This is a genomic window from Microbacterium sp. AG1240, from assembly GCF_003635115.1.
Lineage (GTDB): Bacteria > Actinomycetota > Actinomycetes > Actinomycetales > Microbacteriaceae > Microbacterium.
In genome coordinates, this window is record NZ_RBXJ01000003.1 from 43,918 (window position 1) to 65,820 (window position 21,903).

Below are 21,903 nucleotides of genomic sequence, written 5' to 3' on the forward strand. Positions count from 1 at the left end.
CGGTGCTCCTATTCCGCCGGAACGGCGACGACGACCTTCGCGGGTCGCAGTTCGACCGAGCCGAGGCGGTAGCCGACCTCGACGACCTCGAGCACGGTCGGCACCGTCACGCCCGGGGTCGGCGCCTGGAAGATCGCCTCGTGCTGCTGCGGGTCGAACTCCTCGCCGGCGACGCCGTACGAGACGACACCCAGGCGTTCGGCCACGGAGCGCACCTTCTCGGCGATCGCCGAGAACGGTGTGCCGGCCTCGAGGTCGCCGTGCTTGACCGCGCGGTCGAGATCGTCGAGCACCGGGAGCAGGCCCTTCACGGCCTCGCCCTTGGCCCGCTCGATCTCGCGCTCGCGCTGGTCTTCGGTACGCCGACGGTAGTTGGCGTACTCGGCCTGGAGACGCTTGAGGTCGTTGAGCAGCTGCGACTCGAGATCTGCCAGGGTCGTGTCCTCGGCCTGCGCCTGAGCGGTCTGCTCGGCGCCGAGGATGTCGTCCACGGTCAGCTCGTCCTGCGACGAGGGGTCGGATGCTGCGGCGGACTCAGCGCCCGCGGGCTCAGCGCCCGACCCCTCCCCGTTCGGCCGAACCTCGTCGTCGCCCCGGCCGTTGTCGGCGCCGGGCTCTTCGAAGTTCTTCTTAGCCATGGTTACTTCTTCTCGTCTTCCTCGTCGACGACCTCTGCGTCCACCACGTCCTCGTCGGAGGAGGGGGCATCGGCCGGAGCGTCGGGCGCAGCATCCGGAGCCTGCTGGGCCTGACCGGCGTTGTAGATGGCCTCGCCGATCTTGCCCTGGCTCTGGTTCAGCTTGTCGAAGGCGGTCTTCACCGCGTCGTCGTCGTCACCGGCGAGCGCGCTCTTGAGTGCGTCCACGTCGCCCTGCACCTCGGTCTTGACGTCCTCGGGCAGCTTGTCGGCGTTCTCGGAGAGCAGCTTCTCGATCGAGTACGAGAGGGTCTCGGCCTGGTTGCGCACCTCGGCCGACTCGCGACGCTTCTTGTCTTCGGCCGCGTTCTCCTCGGCCTCGCGCACCATGCGCTCGACGTCCTCCTTCGGCAGCGACGAACCGCCGGTGATGGTCATCGACTGCTCCTTGCCGGTGCCCTTGTCCTTCGCCGAGACGTGGACGATGCCGTTCGCGTCGATGTCGAAGGTGACCTCGACCTGCGGGATGCCCCGGGGGGCCGGAGCGATGCCGGTGAGCTCGAAGGTGCCGAGCGGCTTGTTGTCGCGGGTGAACTCGCGCTCGCCCTGGAAGACCTGGATCGCGACCGACGGCTGGTTGTCGTCTGCCGTGGTGAAGGTCTCGCTGCGCTTGGTCGGGATGGCCGTGTTGCGCTCGATGAGCTTCGTCATGATGCCGCCCTTGGTCTCGATACCGAGGCTCAGGGGGGTCACGTCGATGAGCAGGACGTCCTTGCGCTCGCCCTTCAGCACGCCCGCCTGGAGAGCGGCGCCGACGGCGACGACCTCATCCGGGTTGACACCCTTGTTGGCCTCCTTACCGGCCTCGCGCTTGACGAGTTCGGCGACGGCCGGCATGCGGGTCGAACCACCCACGAGCACGACGTGGTCGATGTCGGCCACCTTGATGCCGGCTTCGCGGATGACGTCCTCGAACGGCTTCTTCGTGCGGTCGAGGAGGTCTTTGGTGAGGTCCTCGAACTTCGCACGCGTGATCGTCTCGGAGAGCGACACGGGGCCCGAGTCGGTCAGCGAGAGGTAGGGGAGGTTGACCGAGGTCGACGTGGAGCTGGAGAGCTCCTTCTTGGCCTGCTCGGCGGCTTCCTTCAGACGCTGGAGGGCGATCTTGTCGCCGGAGACGTCGACGCCCGTGGTGTCCTTGAACTGCTTGATGAAGTACTCGACGAGACGCTGGTCCCAGTCGTCACCGCCGAGGCGGTTATCGCCGGAGGTGGAGCGCACCTGGATCGTGGAGAAGTCGTCGTCCTTGCCCACCTCGAGGAGCGACACGTCGAAGGTTCCGCCGCCGAGGTCAAAGACCAGGATGAGCTCGTCCTCCTTGCCCCGGTCGAGGCCGTAGGCGAGAGCGGCCGCGGTGGGCTCGTTGATGATGCGGAGCACGTTCAGCCCCGCGATCTCGCCGGCCTCCTTGGTGGCCTGACGCTCGGCGTCGTTGAAGTAGGCGGGAACCGTGATGACCGCGTCGGTCACGGTGTCGCCGAGGTACTCCTCCGCGTCGCGTTTGAGCTTCTGGAGGATGCGCGCGGAGATCTCCTGCGGCGTCCACTTCTTGCCGTCGACGTCGAAGCCCCAGGTGGTGCCCATGTGGCGCTTGACACTCGAGACGGTGCGGTCGACGTTCGTGACGGCCTGGCGCTTCGCGGTCTCACCGACGAGCACCTCGCCGTCCTTCGTGAACGCGACGACGGACGGGGTCGTGCGGAAGCCCTCCGCGTTCGCGATGACCTTGGGCTCGCCGCCCTCGAGGACGGAGACGACCGAGTTGGTGGTTCCGAGGTCGATTCCAACAGCACGTGCCATGTTGATCTCCTTCTAGATGAGACGAGCGGATGCTGCGCCCCTGGGTTCGATTCGAGTTCTGGGGGCTCAACCGCTCCTCGAGTTCACGAAGGGTTGAGCCGTGATGACTCAAGGCTATCGAACCCGGGAGCCGTGGTCAAACGAACTTGCTATGAATCGGCTCAACTTCACGGGATCAGATCGCGTGGGCGACCGTCTGCAGTCCGATCACGAGAAGACCGAGGGCGAGCAGCAGCAGCAGGGCGAGCAGCTGCTGGCGGATGGGCAGGCGGGAGCGGCGCACACCGAGCCAGCCGATGAGGGCCAGCGTGCCGATGAAGACGAACGCGCACACCGTCAGCGCCGTGTCGATGTCGACCACGTCGACCCAGGAGAGCACGATGATGCCACCCGGGATGATCACCGTGCCCATCGCGCCGCCCGCCACTTTGAGCATCTCCTCGACGCGGCGTCGGTCGGGGAACTCCCGGTGCACCGCGAGATGCGAGATGATCTCCGACACGAACCCCGCCGCGGTGATGCCCAGAACGCCGAGCACGAGCGCGAAGAAGGCGTGGTCGGGTTCGGGGTGGAAGGCGGTAGCGGTCACGAGCACGATCGCCAGGCCGGTGAACGTCGCGTAGACGCGCTCCTTGAAGTAGGTCGCAGCCGCCCGCTCCTTGTCCACGTCGACCTGCGGCGTAGCATCCGGCATCTCCCGGCCCCTCTCGTCGTCGCGAGCCTAACGCCCGGCCGTACCCCCGCGAGGCGCGGCCGTCGGACGCGCGGCGGGGCATCACCGCGTGTTCACCGCGACGGCCTAGCGTGACCGACGTGAGCTCCCCCGATCCGTCCGACGCCGCCGTCATCCCCCGCTCGAGAGTCTGGTCGTGGGCGCTGTGGGATTGGGGCTCCGCGGCCTTCAACGCGGTCGTCACGACGTTCGTCTTCAGCACGTACCTGGCCAGCGGGCTGTTCGTCGACCCGGCCATCGTCGCCGCGGCCGGCGACGACGACCGCAACCCCGACCTGGTCGCCGCCCTCGCCGCCAACGCGAGCCTCGTCGGGGTGGCCCTGATGATCGCCGGCATCGTGATCGCCGTGCTCGCACCGGTGCTCGGTCAGCGCAGCGACGGCAGCGGCCGCCGCAAGCTCTGGCTCGGGATCAACACCTTCGTCGTCGTGCTGGCGATGGCGGCCATGTTCTTCGTGGAAGCCGCGCCGGGGTACCTGGTACTCGGAGCCACCCTGCTCGCCGTCGGGAACGTGTTCTTCGAATTCGCCGGCGTCAACTACAACGCCATGCTCGTGCAGGTCAGCACGCGCGCGACCGTAGGACGCGTCTCGGGCTTCGGCTGGGGCATGGGCTACGTCGGCGGGATCGTGCTGCTGATCCTGCTGCTCGTCCTGTTCATCCAGAACTTCGGAGCGGAGGGCACCGGGGGCGTGCTCGGCATCACGACCGAGAACGGGCTCAACATCCGCGTCGCCGTGGTCGCCTCGGCGATCTGGTTCGGCCTGTTCGCCATTCCCGTCCTCCTTCGGGTACCCGAGATCGACGCGCCGTCGCGACGCGTGCGCGTCGGGTTCTTCCGCTCCTACGCCGTGCTGTGGCAGACGCTCGCGTCGCTGTGGCACGGGAACCGCCAGGTGCTGCTGTTCCTCCTCGCCAGCGCCGTGTTCCGCGACGGCCTCGCCGGCGTCTTCACCTTCGGCGCCATCATCGCGCAGCAGGTCTTCGGCTTCTCCTCCACCGAGGTGCTCTACTTCGCCGTCGCGGCGAACCTCGTCGCCGGACTCAGCACCATCGCGTCGGGGCGCCTCGACGACAGGTTCGGCCCGAAGAACCTCATCCTGTTCTCGCTCGTCGGCCTGGTCGTCACGGGCACCGCCGTGCTGTTCATCGGCTCGGCGCAGGGCGGATTCTGGGTCGCGGGGCTCATCCTCTGCGCGTTCGTCGGACCGGTGCAGGCGGCCAGCCGGTCGTTCCTCGCGCGCATCACCCCCGCGGGCCGGGAGGGTGAGATCTTCGGCCTCTATGCCACGACGGGGCGAGCCGTATCGTTCCTCGCGCCCGGCCTGTTCGCCCTGTTCGTCGGCGTGACGGGCGACACCCGCCTGGGCATCCTGGGCATCGTGCTGGTGCTGCTCGCGGGGCTCTTCCTCATGCTCCCCGTCAAGGCGAAGCAGGCCACGATCGACTGAGCGCGGCTTCCCGCAGCCGCACTACCCGAGAGACCGCTTCTGCGCGACGAGACCCCGACATCGTGCCGGGGTCTCGTCGCGCAGATCGGGTTTCGCGGTCAGGTGCTCGTCGGGCCGGCAGGAGCATCGGATGCTGCGTGCGCAGCATCCGTCCGCTTCTTCCACGGCCACCAGTCGGGCGCGCGGAGGCCCGTCTCGTCGCGCGCCTCGACCTCGAGGCCGTAGTGCTCGCCGATCTGGTCGACGAACTGCGCCCGGCGCGCCCGCTCATAGGCGCGCCGCTCACGCTGGAACGCGAGGACGGTCGCCCAGCACATCGCGAGCATCACGACGCTGAACGGCAGCGCGGTCGCGATCGCCGCCGCCTGCAGGGCGCCGAGACCGCCCGCGACGAGGAGCGCGATCGCCAGGAACGCGGTGACGAGCGTGAAGAAGATGCGCACCCATCGGGCGGGCTCGGGGTTGCCCCCGGTCGCGAGCATGCCCATCACCAGCGCCCCCGAATCGGCGGAGGTGACGAAGAAGATCCCGATGAGGATGATCGCGCCGATCGTGAGGATCGCCCCGCCCGGCAGCGTGTCGAGCAGCTGGAAGAGCGCCCCCTCGACGTTGACCGAGCCGTCGGCCTCGGTGAGCGCACCGGGGCTGCGCATCTCGAGCGCGATCGCCGACCCGCCGAGCACGGCGAACCAGAGCACGCCCACGAGCGTCGGCACGAGCAGCACGCCGACTACGAACTGGCGCACGGTGCGTCCGCGGCTGACGCGGGCGATGAAGATGCCGACGAAGGGCGCCCACGACATCCACCAGCCCCAGTAGAACGACGTCCACGCGGCCTGCCACTCCTGACCCGCCTCGCCCTGGAACGCGCTGACGGTGAAGCTCAGACCGACGAAGTTCTGGATGTACGCGCCGATCGACTGCACCCACTCGCGCAGCAGGAACGCCGTGTCGCCCGCGAAGAGGATGAACAGCATGAGGAGCCCGGCGAGCACCAGGTTGATCGACGACAGCCACTTCATGCCCTTCGTCACACCCGAGAGCACCGAGAAGAGCACCGCGATCGTGATGACGCCGATGATGACGATCTGCACGGGCAGCCCGGGCTCCGAGACGATCCCGCCCGCATCGAGACCGGCGCTGATCTGCAGCACGCCGAGGCCCAGCGACGTCGCCACACCGAAGAGGGTTCCGACGAGGGCGATCGCGTCGATCGCGTTACCCCAGCCGCCGCGCACGCGCTTGCCGAGGAGGGGCTCCAGTGCCCAGCGGATGGACAGCGGACGCCCGCGGCGGTGGATCGCGTAGGCCAGACCGAGACCGACCACGACGTAGATCGCCCACGCCTGGATGCCCCAGTGCAGGTAGGTCTGGGTCAGCGCCGACTGGGCGAGCTGCGCGTCGGTGCCGATGACCCCGGGGCGCGGGTTCACGTAGTGGCTGAGGGGCTCGCTCACCCCGTAGAACACGAGACCGATGCCCATGCCCGCGGCGAACAGGAGGGAGATCCACGAGCCGGTCGAGAATTCGGGCTCGTCGTCGTCCTTGCCGAGCTTGATGTCACCGAACCGGCTGAAGCCGACGAAGAGGGCGAACGCGACGAAGAAGGCGGCGATCAGCACGTAGTACCAGCTGAAGGTGTTCACGATGCCCGCCTGCACGGCGGCGAACGCGACCTCGGCCTGCGCGGGGAAGATCACCGCGAACAGACTGATCATCAGCGCGACCGCACCGGCGGGTATCACCACCCATCTGGCGACCCCGAGCGGCGCCTTCGAGTCGGTCGTTACGGGCGATGGCTTTTCGGCAGGGATTCCGTCAGTCACCGGAACACGGTATCCAAGCCTCTCCGCCCGCGCGAGGAACACCCTCCCGTGCTATGGACGCGGCCAGGCGTCGGCGAACTTCGCGAGCAGTCGGGCGAGCTCGCCGGCGTCGGCGTCGCTGAAGTCGGACAGGGCGGTGCGCACGGCGTCGCGCCTCTCGCCGCGGAACCCGCGCACGAGCGCCTCCCCGGGCTCGGTGAGCGCGATGCGGGTGCGTCGCGCGTCGGAGGGGTCCGCCTCGCGCCGAACGAGCCCGTGGTCGGCGAGCTGTTGCACGAGCCGTGACGCGCGCGGCTGGTCGACGCCGATCGCGGCGGCCGCCTCGCTCACCGTGAGGGGGTCGGATGCGGCGAGCAGCGCTTCGAGCAGACGCAGCCGCGCAGGCCCGCCGAACCTGCCGTGGTCACGATCGGCCCAGGGCGGGCCGCCCATCGCCGCGCGTTGACGCGGCCCCCCGTGACCCCACGGACCACGACCCGATTCCGGATCCCAGGGCGGACGCGGGCGCGAACCCCTCAAGCGGGCGAGCGCGGCGGCGATCTGTTCGGCGGGGTCGGTGGTCACAGCATCCAATTTACATGCGACTTGACATGCAACCGGAATACATGTCACTCTACAACTAGTTGTCATAAGACATGGAACAGGCGGCCCTCCCGGCCGCCACGACGAAAGGACTCCCTCATGGAGAACTCCAATACCCACACAGAGAACACCTCCCCCTCCCCTCGACCGCTCGGCTTCTGGCTGCGCGTCGTCGACGGCCTGCTCGCCCGCGAGTTCGCCACGTCGCTCGACGACGCCGACGTCTCGCGCCGCGACGGGATGCTGCTGAACGCCGTCGACGGCAGCGTCGACGCGCCGTGGCTGGCCGAACGTCTCGCTCGCAAGAGCGGACGCGTGCGCCGGCTCGCAGACCGGGGCTGGATCGTCCAGACCGACGGCGTCTGGAGCCTGACCGAGGAGGGGCGCGCCGAGAAGGAGCGCCTCGCCGGTCTGGTCGACGGCATGCGCGAGCGCGTCTCGGGCGCCGTCTCACCCGAGGACTACGCCACGACCGTGGACTCGCTCGAGGCGATCGCCCGCGAGCTCGGCTGGGACGAGAACGCCCACGCCGGGCGCGGTCGGGGCTTCGGGCCCGGCCCCCGACCGGGCTCCCGCGGCTTCGGGCGCGGGTTCGCCGGCGGCTTCGGGCCCGGGTTCACCGGTGACCGCGACGTCGAGCCCGGCGAGCGGGGCTTCGGGCCCGGTCACCGCGGCTTCGGCCCGCGCCACGAGCACGGCTGCGGCGAGCACCGCTCACGCGGTGAGCGCGGCGCGCACCGCGAGCGCGCCTACGAGCGCGGGTTCGCCGCCGGCTTCGAGCGCGGCCGTGCCGCAGCATCCGAATCGGTCGCCTAGCCCGGTCGACCAGAATCCAGCACGGATCGCTGCCCGGGGGCCCGAAAGCCCCCGAGAGCGCGCATCGATCCTGGATTCTGTGCGTGCACGCGGCGCGGCGGAGCAGCTGCCGGGCCGAACGCAGGAGCGCCACGAGAGCGCGATGCTCCCGTGGCGCTCCTGAACGGATGCTGCGCGACCGGCGGCTACGCGGCGCTCACGCGATCGCGTCGGCGTCGCACGATCACCACGAGGACGAGCACGACGGCCGCCAGCAGCGGGAGGACGAAGCGCACCACCAACGCCAACGGACCCCACTCCTGCACGTCGCCCTGGATGGCCGTTCCGCCGACGACGTTCCACGTCACCAGAAGCGCCGACGCGAACGCTCCGGTCCAGATCGTGCCGGTGAGGTGGAAGAAGTACGTCGACATGATGCCCACGAGAGCCAGCACCACGATGAAGGGGTAGCCCACGATCGTGAGCAGCGCCTCGTCGATCGCCAGGCGTCCGGTGACGAGCAGCGGCACGTAGTTGATGATCTCGAGCACGAGGATTCCCGCGGGGAGCACGATGGCGTTCGCCAGCATCTCCTTGCCCCGCGAGATCGACCGTCCCTGCCAGCGCAGGGAGCGGTGCAACGTGAAGGTGAGCATCAGGAAGAACGCCGTGAAGGGGATCAGGTACACGAGGAACTGCGCGAATCGCGTGATGGTCAGCGGCTGCAGCTGCAGCACGTAGAGCCGGAAGTCGGTCTTGAACAACCAGTCTGAGAGGACGACCAGCAGATAGGCGGCACCGACCGCGATCGTCGCGACGAGCGCCGCGCGCCCGATGACGGCACGTGTACGCGGAGCGGCGACGTCACCATCGACCTCCGGCAGGTTCGGGAGCACCCGGTTGCCCGACGACCGGCGCGCCAGAGCCGCACCGATGGCGTAGATGACGAGACCGATCACGCCGTTGAGAAGTGCCCACACCGCGATCCCGGTCGCGAAAGTCTGACCGAAGACGGGCCCGGCGGGGATCCACAGCGCCCCCCAGGTGTTGAACCAGAAGAAGGTCAGCGCGGGGATGCCCGCCGTCAGCAGCGCCGATACGGCCCACGGCCAGCCCCATCGGCTGCCGGCGGCAGCCGGGACGGGACGACGCATCTGCGAGAAGAAGGGAGCGCGCAGCAGCAGCCCACCGGTGGCGAAGATCATCAGAACCGCGCCGACCATCGCCACGAACGTTCCGGCCTCTTTCAGCCACCAGATCTGTCCGGCCGCATCGTGGCCACCCTCGAGGGTCTGCCCGAACCAGTCGATGATGTGCTGCGTGGCCGCGAGATCGTGCGTGACGCCGGGGTGGTTGTTCACCGGACGCACCAGCTCGCGCGCGGTGCCGTCGGCGATCGATCCGTAGAGCTGGTCGGGCACCACGTCGTCGGTGGTGCCGAACGTCGCCTTGAGCGCTTCGCTCGCGGGGATGTCGCGCGTGTTGGCCTCGCCCCACATCGACCCGGAGAACTCTTCGAACTCGGCGAACTGCACGAGCAGGTTGCGCGGGAAGTCGGGGGTTCCGGGAGGGCCGAAGAACCCCGTGGCCGAGTCGAGCAGGACCATCGACTGGTACCCGTCCGGGAACGCCGCGGCGGCGTTCATGATCGTCGAGCCGCCCAGCGAGTGCCCGGTGAGCCCGATGTTGTCGGTGTCGACGATGTCGAGCGATCGGAGGTATCCGAGACCGGCCGGGCCGTTGAAGGCGTTGCCGAAGGCCGGTGCGTCCGAGCGACCGTGGCCCGACTGGTCGATAGCGAGGACGACGTAGCCACGACGGCTGAGCTCGATCGACGATGCCTGCTGCATCTCGCGCGAGTTCACGTATCCGTGCACGGCCAGCACCGCGGGCGCCGGCGACTCGGCCGTGACGCCGTCGGGGACGAAGAGGAGCCCCGAGACTGTCTTGCCGTCGGCCGACGTGAATGCGACGTCACGCACCTGGACAGACCCGAACGAGGTCTGCGCCATCGCGGCGGTCGAGCCTCCCGCGAGAACGAGGGCCAGGGCGACCAAGAACAGCGACCACAGGCGGTGGTGCCTTCGGGATGAGGGCATGGCGATTACTCCTTTGTACCGACGGGTGAGGCGACGCTCGGGGGCGTCCGGCTCATCGGCCACCGTGCGGCCGGCCGAGCCAGGGTCGAGTGTAGGGATGTGCGCCGAAGCTGGGAGAACACTCCACGCAATATGCACATACGTGCAAATGCGCGTGTCGCGCCTCGCCGTAACGACCGAGGGGCGGTAAGGGCTACCCGCCCACCGACCCCGCGTCGGTGACGCCGACGTCGGTGCGGTGGAAGTTGAGGAACGAGCGCGACGCCGTCGGCCCCCGCTGGCCCTGGTAGCGGTTGCCGTAGGGACCGGAGCCGTACGGGTTCTCGGAGGGCGAGGTCAGCTGGAAGAAGCAGAGCTGGCCGATCTTCATCCCCGGCCAGAGCTTGATGGGGAGCGTGGCGACGTTGGAGAGCTCGAGCGTGACGTGGCCGGTGAACCCGGGGTCGATGAACCCGGCCGTCGAATGGGTCAGCAATCCGAGCCGGCCGAGCGACGACTTCCCCTCGAGCCGCGCGGCGATGTCGTCGGGCAGTCCGATGAGCTCGAACGTCGAGCCGAGCGCGAACTCCCCCGGGTGCAGGATGAACGGCTCGTCGGGTGCGACCTCGATCAGGCGCGTCAGCTCGGGCTGATCCTCGGCGGGGTCGATGAACGGGTACTTGTGGTTGTCGAACAGCCGGAAGTACCGGTCGAGTCGCACGTCCACGCTCGACGGCTGCACCATCGCGGCATCGGAGGGTTCGAGCACGATGCGCTTCGCATCGAGCTCACGGGTGATGTCGCGGTCGGAGAGCAGCACGGCATCAGCCTAGAGCCGGCGCGATGCTCCCCGCCTCCGCGACGTCGCCTCGCCCCCTTCCCGCCGGGACGATGTCGGCTCGCCGACCCGACATCCGCTTCACGTCGACAGCGTGGCCACTCGCCGAGTCCATGACGGATCGAGAGGATGCTGCGGCACAGAGGCCCCTGTTATGCTGGCCCGACGCCGAAAGGTTGCCCGGGGATGTAGTTCAATGGCAGAACTTCAGCTTCCCAAGCTGATAGCGCGGGTTCGATTCCCGTCATCCCCTCCACTGTCTCGACTTACCACCACAGGCGGTGGCATGGTCGCGTGTTGCGGCGGCTACACACAACTGAGTCGCATGCCACCCGTATGCCATAAGACCAATGCGTCTGACCGAACGTTCCTTTTCCGCCATCGGGTCGTCGAGCAACGGCAGCTACGTGACAGACGTGCCCGTATTCCCGGGCACATCAGGCTTCCTGTCTGGGCAGCCCTGATGACGACTCACTCGCCCTGGAGAGCGAGAGCCGCAGCTACTTCGAGGTCAGCCACGAATTTCTGCCAGGACGGAAGTTCTGCAACCACGCCGTCAATGTCGAGCCTCTCTAATAGAGTCGCTCGCCTGACATCGAATTGGGAGGACTCCTTACGTCGACGAGCGCCGCTCTTCTCGCTCGCGAGGAGGCAAGCAGCGCGAAGAATCTCCTTTGGGCTGGGCGTGGCTTCGATGCGCCCCACCGTAGGCAGACCCAGAGAGGCCCGTCCGCTCGGCTTGCCAACAACGGCACGGATGGCCGATTCGTCGGTGAGCAACCAGGCCTCGAGCTCCTGGACTGGGACAACCGCCACCACTTGGTCGACGCACCCCATCGCATCAGCCGCCTTCACGATCTCGGCCTGACGGGAGGATGCGTCTGAGGAGTCCGAATCTCTGTGCACAAAAATCAAGCCGGGTCTGATTGGTTCCTGCAGTACCTGTTGGATCTTCTCTAGAACTGTGCCCCTGTACTGTCGCGGTGCCCCGACAACTTGAGTAGCACCAGCACGGATCAAGAGTTCCCGAATGTGGGTGACGAGGCCGTCGTCGGACGAGCCTTCACGCACAAGAGCGAACTGCAGGTCCCCCACTTATGCGATCCCTTCGATCTCGCGACCGGGGTAGTCGAGCAGCATCGGTGCATCGTCGGGGGCGGTCAAGTAATCGCCGATCACGCCCTTGGAGACGACATCACGGCGGCCGAGAGCACGCCACGTATCCCACAGCGGAGCGAACGACACGGTCTGCACTGTCTCGCCATCGCGAACAATCGTCTTGGGAAGAGCCAGCAGCATGTCGCTGTCGTCTTGGAAGACAACGAACCTCGGTGAGTGCGTGTTCACCACCACTTGACGAAGCGGGTTGTCGGAGCCGGGTTCTTCCGCTGGATCGACGGCGAGATCGCGAAGCAAGCTGACCATGGCCTCGATCTTCGCGGGATGGATCCCGTTCTCGGGCTCCTCCATACAGATGACGCCGCCAAACGACGCATCGGCCTCAATCACAGAAAGAGCCACGAAGCGCATGGTGCCATCGGAGAGGGCGCGAGATGGCAAGAATGGGCCTGCCCCTAGACGCGCCTCGAGCGTCAGAATGTCCCTCTTCGCGTCGAAGTCGACGTTGACCGCCCGGACGTCTGTTAGCGCCGACGCAGTCGCCGCAACGCCGGCGTACACGTTGGAATCCTGGCCCTGGTCCGCCATCCGAAACAGCGCGGCAGCCAGATGTGAACCGTCGGAACCGATCTCCGAAGACCCCGTAATGGAATCTGGCCTCCGCATAGAAGACGGTTCGAGCGCGAGCTTCCGCCATTGCTGCATCTCACGTCGCGCAGCAAGAGCGGTTGGGTCGTCCGACGTATTGATCGTGGACAGGACAGTTCGTGGAGCGGCTGCCGACCGACGCGGCTGGCCACGACTACCGCCATCTTGATGGACTTGAAACGCGCCATCCGAACCCGTCGAGATAAACCCAGTGCCCTTGCGGTCGTTCTTAACAATTCTCTGTCGGAACTTTGGCGAGTGTTTCCAACGGAGGCGCGCGGCAGCCTTCGACTGCGTTATGTAGGTGAGGTCCTCGTTGAGCAAGCGAACAGAGCCCATCGGTACCGGCCCAGCACCGGTGGCGGCGACGTATTGAAGAGTCAGCTCGTAGCGAAGAAACGTGCTGGTCGCCTTGGCCTCCTGCCCGAAGTCGTCATAGACCGAGTCCGCGACGACCATCTCAGCTGCCAAGTGCATGAGGGGTGGCGGGCCAGATCCACCCATCCAGAACAACGTTCGCGGATCCCCCATTCGAGTGCCGGCGGATCTGATGTCCTGCGCGGCTTCCATGAACGGACGGTCTGCTACGAGGGACAGGAACTCGATTGCATCAAACAGGTTCGACTTTCCGAGAGCATTCTGCCCCGCAATGCAGGTGTACGGCCCAAACTCTACCGTGACGTCGAATAGGTTCTTAAACCCGTCTACCTCTAGCCGCGTCAGCACGTGTCCACGTTAGCGCTCGATGCCACGTCGCGCCCTGCCCTCAGCCCACCACAAGTCTCTAGCCGTGGAGCCTCTGCGCTCGCTGGCCACCGAACAACATGGAGGGCAGGTCGTCGTGCGCACGCAGGTACTGAATGGTGCGTTCCATCCCCGGGAGGCGTTTGGCGCGGTCGGCCGTCGTACGATCTAGTCGATCCACGCGACGCAGTGCGACAAGAGCACCTCGAACGACCCCTGGATCGTATTCCCGGTCCACCACTGCTTTCAGGCGGGCTAGATCAGATGACTGTCGGCCGAGTGCCGTGACCTGCATGGCGATCGCGCGCTGGGAGCTAGGCTGCGACCGGTCGAACGCCCTGGACCTCGCGAAGTTCACTAGCCGTGGTCGCGCGGATCTCGGCTCGTCCGCGATAGCCGCCAACAGCCAGGAACTCAGAAAGTCCGCCGTGTTGCGCTCTGGGTCTTCCAGGTAGTCCGCAATTCGATCACCGACACGGGGCCGAGTCAGCCAAGGAGCCAGGTAGGCGGCGACGTTCCAGCCGAGACCCGAGACTGTTTCCAGGTTGCTGAGCACCTTAGATAGTACGGACTTTTCTCGTAGGGCCCGCAGGCGGTAGAGACTGAATCGCGCACGCCGGCTATTCACCGTGCCGTCATCGTTGATGGCGGCACGGAAAAGGTCGGAGAGAGTCCTCCGAGATTTGGCGGACGATTCATCATGGTTGAACTCGTATTGCGCGTCATCGAGCGCGGAGTCCTGGAGCGCGGCAAGCGCCGCGGATGCAGTCCTGAGTTCAGTCTTCTTCGTCGAGAGAACTAGACCCCGCTGCTTACACTCGTCGTCGAACTGATGAAGCGCCCGAATGGCTAAGTGACGACTCGGCGCAATAATTCGGACGTCGTCCATGTATCGAAAATACGAGACGCCGGGAATGCGCGCCATCACGTCGTCGACGGCCTTCATGTAAAAGTTCCCGAGTAGTCGAGACGCGTCGGGCCCCTGCGGCAGACCGGTTCCGGGAGCGACCCCCCACGTCCTCAGCATGCGACCAAGTACATCCGCAAGCGGCGCGGGCACCCCAACGGCGCGGACTTCCTGCATGAGGACAGTGTGCGAAATGCAATCAAAGTAGGCGGTGACGTCCGTCTCAACCACGTACCCGTCGACTTCCTCCGCCTTCTTCTTCACAGCAGCTTTCCACCGCGCGTAGGCGCCGTCTGACTTAAGGAACCGTCGGGAGTTTCCCAAGCGTGCGGCGAACGCTTGGGTGCCCACAGCGGCGTCGAGCGCAGGCGCCATCGCCAAGACCACGGCGTGGTAGGCCAAGCGGTCAGGAAGTGAGAGATTTACTGCATTCCGCAGGAAGATCGGGCTCTTCGGTACAGGCACGGGCACTGCGGGGTCAAGTTCCGCGAGTCCGTCAATGCGGGCAGCCGCCGCGTCCGTAAGCCAGGAAACATCGTTCAGATCGTCTTCGAAGCGAAGGACGTCTGGAATCCAGAGATCGCGCTGCAAATCGCGGTCTCGCAAGTGCCGTAGGGCCGAGTTAAAGTCGACGAGCCCCGAGGGTGCCCCGGTCGCGCGTGGTGTCCTCGGAACAACCGGGGAGGGCAATCCCGCTGCGCGTATGACCCAGTTTCGCCCGTTCTTCACCGCGTCGAGCGTGCCCTCTCGGGCTCGCCTCTTCACTGTCGCGGTCGAAATGCCGAGACGCGCGGCTGTTTCCTCGACGGTCAGTAACTTCTCGCTCATACTCCTGCGCTCACATGATCGTTATCGCTCACGTGAGCGTAACACCCTTTAGACGAAGCCGACCGTAGTTGCTGCACAGCCGTAACCGGCCGAGTCATCGGCTCGAAGGGGCCCTGAAGGGCAGCCCTATGATTCAGTGCGGAGAAGGCTTCTCAGCCCCCGGGCGACGCGGAAGCTCGGCTGGGCGCAGCCTCTCGACGGCCACGGGCAGGCGTCCTGCGAAACGGCCTACGACGCTCGCCGGTTCCGACTCTCAGTGATTGCGCGTTCGAAGGCGTCCGAGGATGCTCGATCCATCTGGCTTGCGAGGTGCTGGTACTTGAGAGCGGCGGCATCGGTGGAGTGGCCAGCACGGGCCTTGATCTCTTGCGACGGGAGGCCGGAATAGGCCAGCACGGTCAACCCGGTGTGCCGGAGGTCGTGGAATCGGAAGTGCGGCAGCCCCACCGCGTTGCGGGCGCGTTTCCAAGCCGAAGCGACGTGCCAGTGCCGCATGGCGGTACCGTCCGCTCGGAGGAAGACCCGGTCGTTTGGGCGGTGCAACTCCTGACGCAGCAAGGCGCATGTTTCATTGTCAATGCTGACCGTGCGTGCCTTATTGCTCTTGGTTGTGGTCTCGATCTGCTCGCCTGCGACCTCACTTACTGAGCGGCAAACCCTGATGGTGCGGGCGTCGAGGTCGACGTCACCCCAGCGCAAGGCGAGTGCCTCCCCCAGTCGCATCTGGGTGTGGAGGGTGACATTGGCTAGACGCCCCTCGGGGGATGTCATATGGGCGATGATCGATTCGGCCTTATCCAGGCTCATGAACGGGCGCGAGTCGTATGCGTCTTGACCAGCACCTTTGATGCGGCAAGCGTTCGTACGGATGATCTCCTCCTCGACTGCCATGCTGAGGATGGCGCGGAGAAGTGAGTAGACCTGTCGGCGGAGGGAGGAGCTGCCAGGCAGCTGTGCGTGCCAAGTGCGGACAGCGGCCAGGGTAACTAGATCGAGAGGGCTTTCGCCAAACGAAGGCAGGATGTATCTCTGCAGCTGCCCGTCCGCCAACTGGCGCGTTCGCGGCTTGACCGGTCCCCCACCACGGCCTCGGCGCACCAGGTGGAAGTGCTCAATGTACTGACCCAGTGTTGGGGCCCGGTGATTTGGATCCAGCCAGGTCCGGTCCTCCTGTTGGATGCGAATGCGGTTCAGGGCCGCATCAGCGTCGGTCTTGGTTCGAAATGTGCCCTTGACGGCTCTCGCGGTTCCGTCCGGGGCTGTGTACCGAGCTAGGAACCGGCCCGAGGGGAGCTTCTTCACGTTGCCGAAGGTACGGCGGCTTGCTCGTCTTGCAGATGCGTCGGCCATCTTGTCTTTCCTTAGGTGCTCCGCGTCGTGCGCGGCTACTCGTACTACCTGTGAACGCGTGGTCGAGACCGCCCTGATGAGCAATTCACAGAATCTCGTCGCTACCTTGTGGTCGCTTTGCTTCCACGCTGGAGCGGCCTGAGGCGTGTCAGGCGATCAGAAGCTTGGCGGCTTCGAATGCTCGGTAGACGGTGGCTCGGGAGCACTTAAGCGTGGAGGCGATCTCGGATGGACTAAAACCCGCCTCACGGAGGCTCCATGCCTGACGGATCTTGGCTTCGTCCAGTGCCCGTGGGCGTCCAGTCTGCTTTCCTCGAATACGTGCGGCCTCGCGTGCAGCCTCGGCACGCTCGCGGATGAGGGCTCGTTCATACTCGGCAAGGGAGGCGAAGATGCCGGCGAGCATCCGGCCGACGGGCTGAGTGAAGTCCACCCCCTCGCGAAGCGACCGGACGAGTATGCCCCTGCTTTGGAGCTCCTCGATGGTGAGGATGACGTGGGTCATGGAGCGACCCAGGCGGTCGAGTGCCACGACGGTGATGGTGTCACCTTCTCGTGCGTACTCCAGGAGGGTCTTCAAGCCGGGACGATCGGCTCTCGAACCACTCATTACGTCTTCGAAGATCCGGGTCACTCCGGCGGCTTCGAGTGCGTCCCGTTGCTGGTCGGTGGTCTGCTTACTTGTGCTGATTCGGGCGTAGCCGATCTGGTGGTTGCTCACGTCCAATCATACCCTAGGCGGGTATCAAAATGCAGGAAAATACCAGATGAGACGGCAATACTTTGGGTACAGACTTCTGGAACGCTCTCAACCCTTGGAAGGCCGTCTCCGCCAGTCTTCTATCACCGTCTCAGAAGCCCTGCTAAAGGACACTGGTCGGCGCCCCTCCCGGCGAGGCCTGTAATCCAATGTCGGGAGGGACGTTCGGGGTGGTGGCTCGGTCGCGCCGACGTGGACGACCGAGCCACCATTAGCGGGTCCTACTAAGCCCGCTCCGTCCTCAACCCGCGATGCCGGCGACAGGTCGAGGAGGTCTTGGGGGTTCCGGAGCCTCGCCGCGCAAGATGCGGGCAAAGGTCCGGAGCGGCATGAGGGCGTAGGAGTCCTCCGTCTCGTGGCCTCGACGGCGGAGGATTGCTGCTCCCCACTCGGTGCCAGCCGCACGTGCAGCGGTGTCTACGTCGGAAAGCGCCTCGGACAGGACATCTCCGGTTGCGCCGCCGCGGACGTGCACTACCCATGGGTGGACACCCGCGATGTGGGTCCACTGATCCGCGTCGGTTCGCATGGAGTGGAAGGCGCTCGACTGGTCGGAGGGGTCGAAGGCGATCAGGCCGTTCTGTAGGAGATAGATGAGGGCTTCGGCACGAAATGCCTGGCCGGTTTGACGGTTGCTGGTCATAGCGGCGCACCTCCGGGCTCGAAACCGAGTGTCATGATGGCGGTCGGTGGGGTGCCGTACTCGGCGCGCAGCTCTGCGCGGCGCGCGTTGCGGACCTCGCCGTAGGGCAGATCCCATACTGCCGCCCAGTCTTCCGCCTTCTTCTCGTCGGCCTCGGGGCTACCCGGCAGGTGCTTGGGCTTTCCGTTGGGCCAGGGTCCACGGGCGAACCGCACCACCCCCCACTGCGCGAGCTGCAACGCGGGCTCGTCGAGGACATCCAGCCAGCTAGCGCCGTTGCGGTCTTCCGAGAAGGCCCAGATCAAGGGCGTGATGGTGAACTCGTCACCGCGGACGAAAACATGCGAGTTGAGGTCCGCTATCCGAACCGTCATCGGTGCGAGGAAGTGCACGGTGAATGGCTCGAAGGCACGAATGCCCTCGCTGCCCGGGGCGGTCTGCGGTGTGATCTCTTGCCTAGTCATCTCGGGTCCTTTCGATAGGTGAGCTCCATGGCAGCGGCAACCTCGTGACCGCCCGCCTCGCGAACGAGCCAGGCCAGCGTCTCGACTTCCGCGGGGAGCCCGCTTGACGACAGCCGGTGGACGGCCCGAATGAACGCCTCGCACTCGGCTAGCAGGTCATCGGCCTGCAGGTTCGAGAGGTGGAAGATCGTCGCGAGCGCAGCCGCGGCCGCGGCCCGTGACTCAACCGCGCGGAACATCAAGTCGACGCTTCCCGACTCCTCAGCAACGTCAGAACGAGCTGCGGTCAAGCTAGCGATGCGGAGCAGCCGAACAGCAACCTCGTGAGCAGTTGCCTCGGAGCCGGGAAGTGCCGACTCAATGTTCCGAGCGGGGAGGTGGTGCTTCGCATGCGACAGCCCGACCGCCTCTGAGAACCCGGTGATGGCCGACACCGCCGCCAGCGGCATCCCGTCGGCAAGAAGCCCGTCCCAGTGAGATGCGCTTGTACTGATGCACCAAGCACATCCCTGCTTTCTAGCCATCTGGCCACCTCCCTTCTGACGGGAACTACGGCGGCCAGCCTTCTCAAGCCTGGGTACGCTCACCCGCTGGCGTGTCGCACCGGGTGGGACTCAGGCTCTCTCTCATGTATCAACCCGGCGGCCTCACTGTGTCCTTTCGGCTGGAGCACGTAGCAACTCAGCCCGACACGCCGAAAAACGGGAAAGTCCCCGTCAATCCGGGGCTAAGCGGCCGTAGGCGGCGGAGGTGCTGGCTCGCGGGGAAGCTGTGGAGGTTGCGCCCCACTCATACTGAGGACGGCCTACGGCGGAGGTCGATCCGACGAGCTAGATCATTCACACGTATGCCGATAAGCCAGCCAGCAGTCCGGTGAGGGCGAGCCGGTTGGGCACAGGCAACCCTCGGGCGCACCGTCGCGCAGCCACGGAAGGTTGGGTCGTCGATTTTCTGTCAGGGGCTCATTTTCTGTCCACGTTACGACCCCTTCAACGCCGAATGCGCCCGGGAACGAATCCTCCACGTTGTGGCCGTACATCTCGCGGTAGACATTCATCAACGAAGGGCCAGTGACTTCTCGTTCTGTCTCAGCGACTAGAGGCACAGGTGCAGGAAGGAACGAAGGATCGCCAGGTAAAGCCTCGGGGCGCCAAACGAAAGTCTCGGGTTCACCCTCGCGAGGCAGATCAAACCCGAGCTTTCCCCAAGAGGGAGGGAAAGGCCCCTTGACGCCGTCGAAGCTCCACTCGAAGGGCTGCGGTGCCGACATTGCGTTGCAGCAAGTGAAGACGAGGAAGTGGGCTGCACGATGGACGGAGTCTTCCTTGAAGGCACACCAGTAGAGCCGAACGCGGCCATCATCGTCCAGACGAATCCTCACGTAGTGGTTCGCGTCAGGCCTCGGCGGGAGGTAGGCAAGAATGAAGCGGACGAGATTGTAGGTCCCCCACTTCTCGTGCTCCCAGACAGCGGGCACGACGAGTCCCGGTTCGCTCGCTCCAACTCCTTCATCAGCCAGACCGTCGGCATAAACGATTCGATCGATATCCCGTCGCAGCTTCCGAGCGAGGCTCCACAGCCCGTGTATTGGGTCGGTAGCCGCGTGCAGCTTTCCTGTCGCCGGGAGCCTCACCATCGGATACTTCGATGGCCGACCGCGGCCAGTCACCCGGAGCAGCCTTTCCAGCCGGAAAGAGCGGGGCACCCCTCACCCCTAGCCAACCAGAATTGGTGCGCCGGAGCAGGCTTCTGCGGCTTGGTACCTGTCTTCCATGAGCCGCTCATTCGTAAAGCTCTCGGAACAGCATCCGGTGGTAGCTCTCAACAGATGACCTGAGAATGCAAAGCACTCCGTTCTCGTCTATACCGACTTCCAGAAAACCCAAAGCGATCGAGTCGCGGACGTACGGAATTGACTGATCTAGCTGTTCGGCTACCGCAGCGACATTCACAAGTGACAGCGTCGCGAGCACATCCCCGTCGAGAACCTGGAAAGCGGTTTGCGCTCTGTGGAGCTCGAACCGTTCCAGCTCGTCAAGCGTGATCCGAGCGTCGTCGTAGTAGGCAGCGTCTAGCTCGCCGCGGTCGATGTGCTCGTAGACCTCGTCCTCTGAGATCCCGAGGAGAGCCGCCGCGCGGGGGACGCTCAGGGGAAGGTCGTACCAAGCAATCATGAGAGAGCCGCCCGCTCGTTAGCGAGCTGGAAGCGGTCCAGCTCGTCGTAGGAGATCCGGACCGATCTACCCACGTGGACATCACCAAGAAGGCGGTTTCGAACAAGGCGACGGACGGTCGAGACGCTGACTTTTAGGTGAGCGGCCGCCTCGGGAACGGTCAGCAGGGGTTGCCGCGATGGCGGCTGCGAGATGGGCACGAGTGCACTCCGGACAGTAGGAGAAAACAGGGTGCAACAGACTCCGGGGAACTGATCTGCCCACCCCCAGAACTCTCAACGTACGTGTCCTGCTACGTGCGAATCGTGGGGTACTCGGTAGGGTCCGGCACAACGATCAGGTTGCTCAACAGCTCTGAACGCGCCTTCGACGGAGAGACTAACACCCGGCTGAACAGCCCGCAACGGCCCGCAGTGGAGGCCCGCCGCATGCCGTTCAGCGTGCCAGAAATATCCACTACAGAGGCATCCTGGTGGCTATTCGTGACCGCTCGTGACGTGAGAGCTGACCCAAGACGTCAACGGGCGCCTGCCAGGAAGTCGATCCTTGCGAGAGGCTCCCGAATTCCCAAGCTGATAGCGCGGGTTCGATTCCCGTCATCCCCTCCACATCGCGAAGCCCACCGTAGGTGGCGCATCGCCTCGCATCCGTCGCGGGACGTTCCTCGTCGCGGTCAGGCCGGGGCGAGACGACGAGTGTTGGCGCGCACCGAGGGTAGTCGGCGCCGGTGCAGCACGATCTCGCGCACCGCGGTGATGCGGCGGCGCAGGCCCCAGACGGTGACGTTCCACAGCGACTCTCGGACGATGCCGCCGCTCATCTTGCTGACGCCGTGCTCGCGCTCGACGAAGGTGATCGGCACTTCGACGACGCGCAGGCCGCGCTCGAGCCCTCGCCAGAGCAGGTCGAGCTGGAAGCAGTAGCCCTGCGACGCGACCCCGTCCAGTCCGATGACGTCGAGAGCGCCGGCGCGGAACGCGCGGTAACCCCCCGTCGCATCGCGCACGTCGATCCCGAGGGCGAGGCGGGCGTAGAGGTTTCCGCCGACGCTGAGGGCCTTCCGGTGCACCGGCCAGTTCACGACGCTCCCGCCCGGCACCCATCGCGACCCCAGCACGATGTCGGCGTCGGCCAGCTCGTCGAGCATGGTCGGCAGCGATTCGGGCTGGTGCGAGCCGTCGGCGTCCATTTCGACGAGCACGTCGTACCCGCGTTCGCGGCCCCACGCGAAACCGGCGAGGTACGCGCGGCCGAGACCGTCTTTCGCGGTTCGGTGGAGCACGTGCACGCCGGGATGCTGCGCGGCGAGGCGATCGGCGAGCACACCGGTGCCGTCGGGCGACGCGTCGTCGACGACGAGAACGTCGGAGCGTCCGACGGCGAGCACGCGATCGACGATCGCTTCGAGGTTCTCGATCTCGTCGTAGGTGGGGATGACGGTGAGCGCGATGTTCATATCGGGTCCT

General features: G+C 65.9%; 20 protein-coding genes and 1 tRNA gene. 3 read left to right on the forward strand and 18 right to left on the reverse strand.

Translation table 11 applies throughout. The features are described from left to right. Positions 1-8 precede the first annotated feature (8 nt). The 3 genes from DEU34_RS12345 to DEU34_RS12355 all read right to left on the reverse strand — a co-directional run bounded on the left by DEU34_RS12345 (position 9) and on the right by DEU34_RS12355 (position 3,191). Positions 9-638, reverse strand: coding sequence for a nucleotide exchange factor GrpE (locus DEU34_RS12345; RefSeq protein ID WP_121150725.1), 630 nt, complete (start codon positions 636-638; stop codon positions 9-11). A 2-nt stretch (positions 639-640) separates the two neighbouring features. Continuing rightward, entirely contained in the window at positions 641-2,497 is a 1,857-nt protein-coding gene (gene dnaK, locus DEU34_RS12350; protein WP_121150727.1) for a molecular chaperone DnaK, read from the reverse strand. 175 nt (positions 2,498-2,672) lie between these two features. Further along, positions 2,673-3,191 (reverse strand): hypothetical protein, encoded by a 519-nt coding sequence (locus tag DEU34_RS12355; RefSeq protein ID WP_121150729.1) that lies wholly within the window; start codon positions 3,189-3,191, stop codon positions 2,673-2,675. A gap of 110 nt (positions 3,192-3,301) precedes the next feature. Between DEU34_RS12355 and DEU34_RS12360 the strand changes: the two genes are divergently transcribed. After that, on the forward strand, positions 3,302-4,681 hold the full coding sequence (locus tag DEU34_RS12360) for an MFS transporter (RefSeq protein WP_183042472.1): 1,380 nt from the start codon (positions 3,302-3,304) through the stop codon (positions 4,679-4,681). A gap of 98 nt (positions 4,682-4,779) precedes the next feature. On the opposite strand, the gene DEU34_RS12365 is transcribed toward DEU34_RS12360, so the two are convergent. Beyond that, a complete protein-coding gene (locus DEU34_RS12365; protein WP_121151537.1) occupies positions 4,780-6,399 on the reverse strand; it encodes a BCCT family transporter in 1,620 nt (539 codons plus the stop codon). 159 nt (positions 6,400-6,558) lie between these two features. Continuing rightward, entirely contained in the window at positions 6,559-7,071 is a 513-nt protein-coding gene (locus tag DEU34_RS12370) for a MarR family winged helix-turn-helix transcriptional regulator (protein ID WP_259460149.1), read from the reverse strand. A gap of 117 nt (positions 7,072-7,188) precedes the next feature. Here DEU34_RS12370 and DEU34_RS12375 point away from each other — a divergent pair, with 117 nt between their 5' ends. Next, complete coding sequence (locus tag DEU34_RS12375) at positions 7,189-7,905, forward strand: hypothetical protein (protein ID WP_121150735.1); 717 nt, start codon at positions 7,189-7,191, stop codon at positions 7,903-7,905. A 185-nt stretch (positions 7,906-8,090) separates the two neighbouring features. Here DEU34_RS12375 and DEU34_RS12380 read toward each other — a convergent pair whose 3' ends face one another. Together DEU34_RS12380 and dcd are read right to left on the reverse strand one after the other, a co-directional pair. Further along, positions 8,091-9,983: a S9 family peptidase gene (locus DEU34_RS12380; RefSeq protein ID WP_121150737.1), complete on the reverse strand. Its 1,893-nt coding sequence runs from the start codon at positions 9,981-9,983 to the stop codon at positions 8,091-8,093. A gap of 193 nt (positions 9,984-10,176) precedes the next feature. Continuing rightward, on the reverse strand, positions 10,177-10,782 hold the full coding sequence (dcd, locus tag DEU34_RS12385; protein WP_121150739.1) for a dCTP deaminase: 606 nt from the start codon (positions 10,780-10,782) through the stop codon (positions 10,177-10,179). A gap of 200 nt (positions 10,783-10,982) precedes the next feature. On the opposite strand from dcd, the gene DEU34_RS12390 reads away from it, so the two are divergent. Next, a tRNA-Gly gene (locus DEU34_RS12390) sits at positions 10,983-11,056 on the forward strand. Positions 11,057-11,271: 215 nt separating this feature from the next. Here the strand turns inward: DEU34_RS12390 and DEU34_RS12395 are convergent. The 11 genes from DEU34_RS12395 to DEU34_RS12440 all read right to left on the reverse strand — a co-directional run bounded on the left by DEU34_RS12395 (position 11,272) and on the right by DEU34_RS12440 (position 21,893). After that, on the reverse strand, positions 11,272-11,895 hold the full coding sequence (locus tag DEU34_RS12395) for a DUF4276 family protein (protein WP_121150741.1): 624 nt from the start codon (positions 11,893-11,895) through the stop codon (positions 11,272-11,274). Then, entirely contained in the window at positions 11,896-13,293 is a 1,398-nt protein-coding gene (locus tag DEU34_RS12400) for an AAA family ATPase (protein ID WP_121150743.1), read from the reverse strand. Between the two features lie 58 nt (positions 13,294-13,351). After that, positions 13,352-15,046 carry a reverse transcriptase domain-containing protein gene (locus tag DEU34_RS12405; protein WP_121150745.1) on the reverse strand — a complete coding sequence of 565 codons (1,695 nt, stop codon included), beginning with the start codon at positions 15,044-15,046 and terminating at the stop codon, positions 13,352-13,354. Positions 15,047-15,274: 228 nt separating this feature from the next. After that, a complete protein-coding gene (locus DEU34_RS12410) occupies positions 15,275-16,396 on the reverse strand; it encodes a site-specific integrase (RefSeq protein ID WP_121150747.1) in 1,122 nt (373 codons plus the stop codon). A 148-nt stretch (positions 16,397-16,544) separates the two neighbouring features. Further along, positions 16,545-17,117, reverse strand: a complete 573-nt coding sequence (locus tag DEU34_RS12415) for a recombinase family protein (RefSeq protein WP_220659951.1) — start codon at positions 17,115-17,117, stop codon at positions 16,545-16,547. A 280-nt stretch (positions 17,118-17,397) separates the two neighbouring features. Next, on the reverse strand, positions 17,398-17,799 hold the full coding sequence (locus DEU34_RS16125; RefSeq protein ID WP_147424069.1) for a hypothetical protein: 402 nt from the start codon (positions 17,797-17,799) through the stop codon (positions 17,398-17,400). Continuing rightward, complete coding sequence (locus DEU34_RS12420) at positions 17,796-18,263, reverse strand: hypothetical protein (protein ID WP_121150749.1); 468 nt, start codon at positions 18,261-18,263, stop codon at positions 17,796-17,798. Before DEU34_RS12420 ends, DEU34_RS16125 begins: the two co-directional genes overlap by 4 nt. Continuing rightward, on the reverse strand, positions 18,260-18,787 hold the full coding sequence (locus DEU34_RS12425; protein ID WP_147424070.1) for a hypothetical protein: 528 nt from the start codon (positions 18,785-18,787) through the stop codon (positions 18,260-18,262). Before DEU34_RS12425 ends, DEU34_RS12420 begins: the two co-directional genes overlap by 4 nt. A gap of 1,257 nt (positions 18,788-20,044) precedes the next feature. Further along, complete coding sequence (locus tag DEU34_RS12430; RefSeq protein WP_121150753.1) at positions 20,045-20,437, reverse strand: helix-turn-helix domain-containing protein; 393 nt, start codon at positions 20,435-20,437, stop codon at positions 20,045-20,047. Continuing rightward, a complete protein-coding gene (locus DEU34_RS16560; RefSeq protein WP_220659952.1) occupies positions 20,434-20,637 on the reverse strand; it encodes a helix-turn-helix domain-containing protein in 204 nt (67 codons plus the stop codon). Before DEU34_RS16560 ends, DEU34_RS12430 begins: the two co-directional genes overlap by 4 nt. A gap of 473 nt (positions 20,638-21,110) precedes the next feature. Further along, on the reverse strand, positions 21,111-21,893 hold the full coding sequence (locus DEU34_RS12440; protein ID WP_121150755.1) for a polyprenol monophosphomannose synthase: 783 nt from the start codon (positions 21,891-21,893) through the stop codon (positions 21,111-21,113). Positions 21,894-21,903: the final 10 nt, after the last annotated feature.

Bases quoted from the DNA above. Each gene is read 5' to 3' on its own strand.
- DEU34_RS12355 (WP_121150729.1), bottom strand. From the start codon at position 3,191: ATGCCGGATGCTACGCCGCAGGTCGACGTGGACAAGGAGCGGGCGGCT.
- DEU34_RS12420 (WP_121150749.1), bottom strand. From the start codon at position 18,263: ATGACTAGGCAAGAGATCACACCGCAGACCGCCCCGGGCAGCGAGGGC.
- DEU34_RS12410 (WP_121150747.1), bottom strand. From the start codon at position 16,396: ATGGCCGACGCATCTGCAAGACGAGCAAGCCGCCGTACCTTCGGCAAC.
- DEU34_RS12375 (WP_121150735.1), top strand. From the start codon at position 7,189: ATGGAGAACTCCAATACCCACACAGAGAACACCTCCCCCTCCCCTCGA.
- DEU34_RS12430 (WP_121150753.1), bottom strand. From the start codon at position 20,437: ATGATTGCTTGGTACGACCTTCCCCTGAGCGTCCCCCGCGCGGCGGCT.
- DEU34_RS12365 (WP_121151537.1), bottom strand. From the start codon at position 6,399: ATGATCAGTCTGTTCGCGGTGATCTTCCCCGCGCAGGCCGAGGTCGCG.
- DEU34_RS12380 (WP_121150737.1), bottom strand. From the start codon at position 9,983: ATGCCCTCATCCCGAAGGCACCACCGCCTGTGGTCGCTGTTCTTGGTC.
- DEU34_RS16125 (WP_147424069.1), bottom strand. From the start codon at position 17,799: ATGACCAGCAACCGTCAAACCGGCCAGGCATTTCGTGCCGAAGCCCTC.
- DEU34_RS12440 (WP_121150755.1), bottom strand. From the start codon at position 21,893: ATGAACATCGCGCTCACCGTCATCCCCACCTACGACGAGATCGAGAAC.
- DEU34_RS12405 (WP_121150745.1), bottom strand. From the start codon at position 15,046: ATGAGCGAGAAGTTACTGACCGTCGAGGAAACAGCCGCGCGTCTCGGC.
- DEU34_RS12425 (WP_147424070.1), bottom strand. From the start codon at position 18,787: ATGGCTAGAAAGCAGGGATGTGCTTGGTGCATCAGTACAAGCGCATCT.
- DEU34_RS12345 (WP_121150725.1), bottom strand. From the start codon at position 638: ATGGCTAAGAAGAACTTCGAAGAGCCCGGCGCCGACAACGGCCGGGGC.
- dnaK (WP_121150727.1), bottom strand. From the start codon at position 2,497: ATGGCACGTGCTGTTGGAATCGACCTCGGAACCACCAACTCGGTCGTC.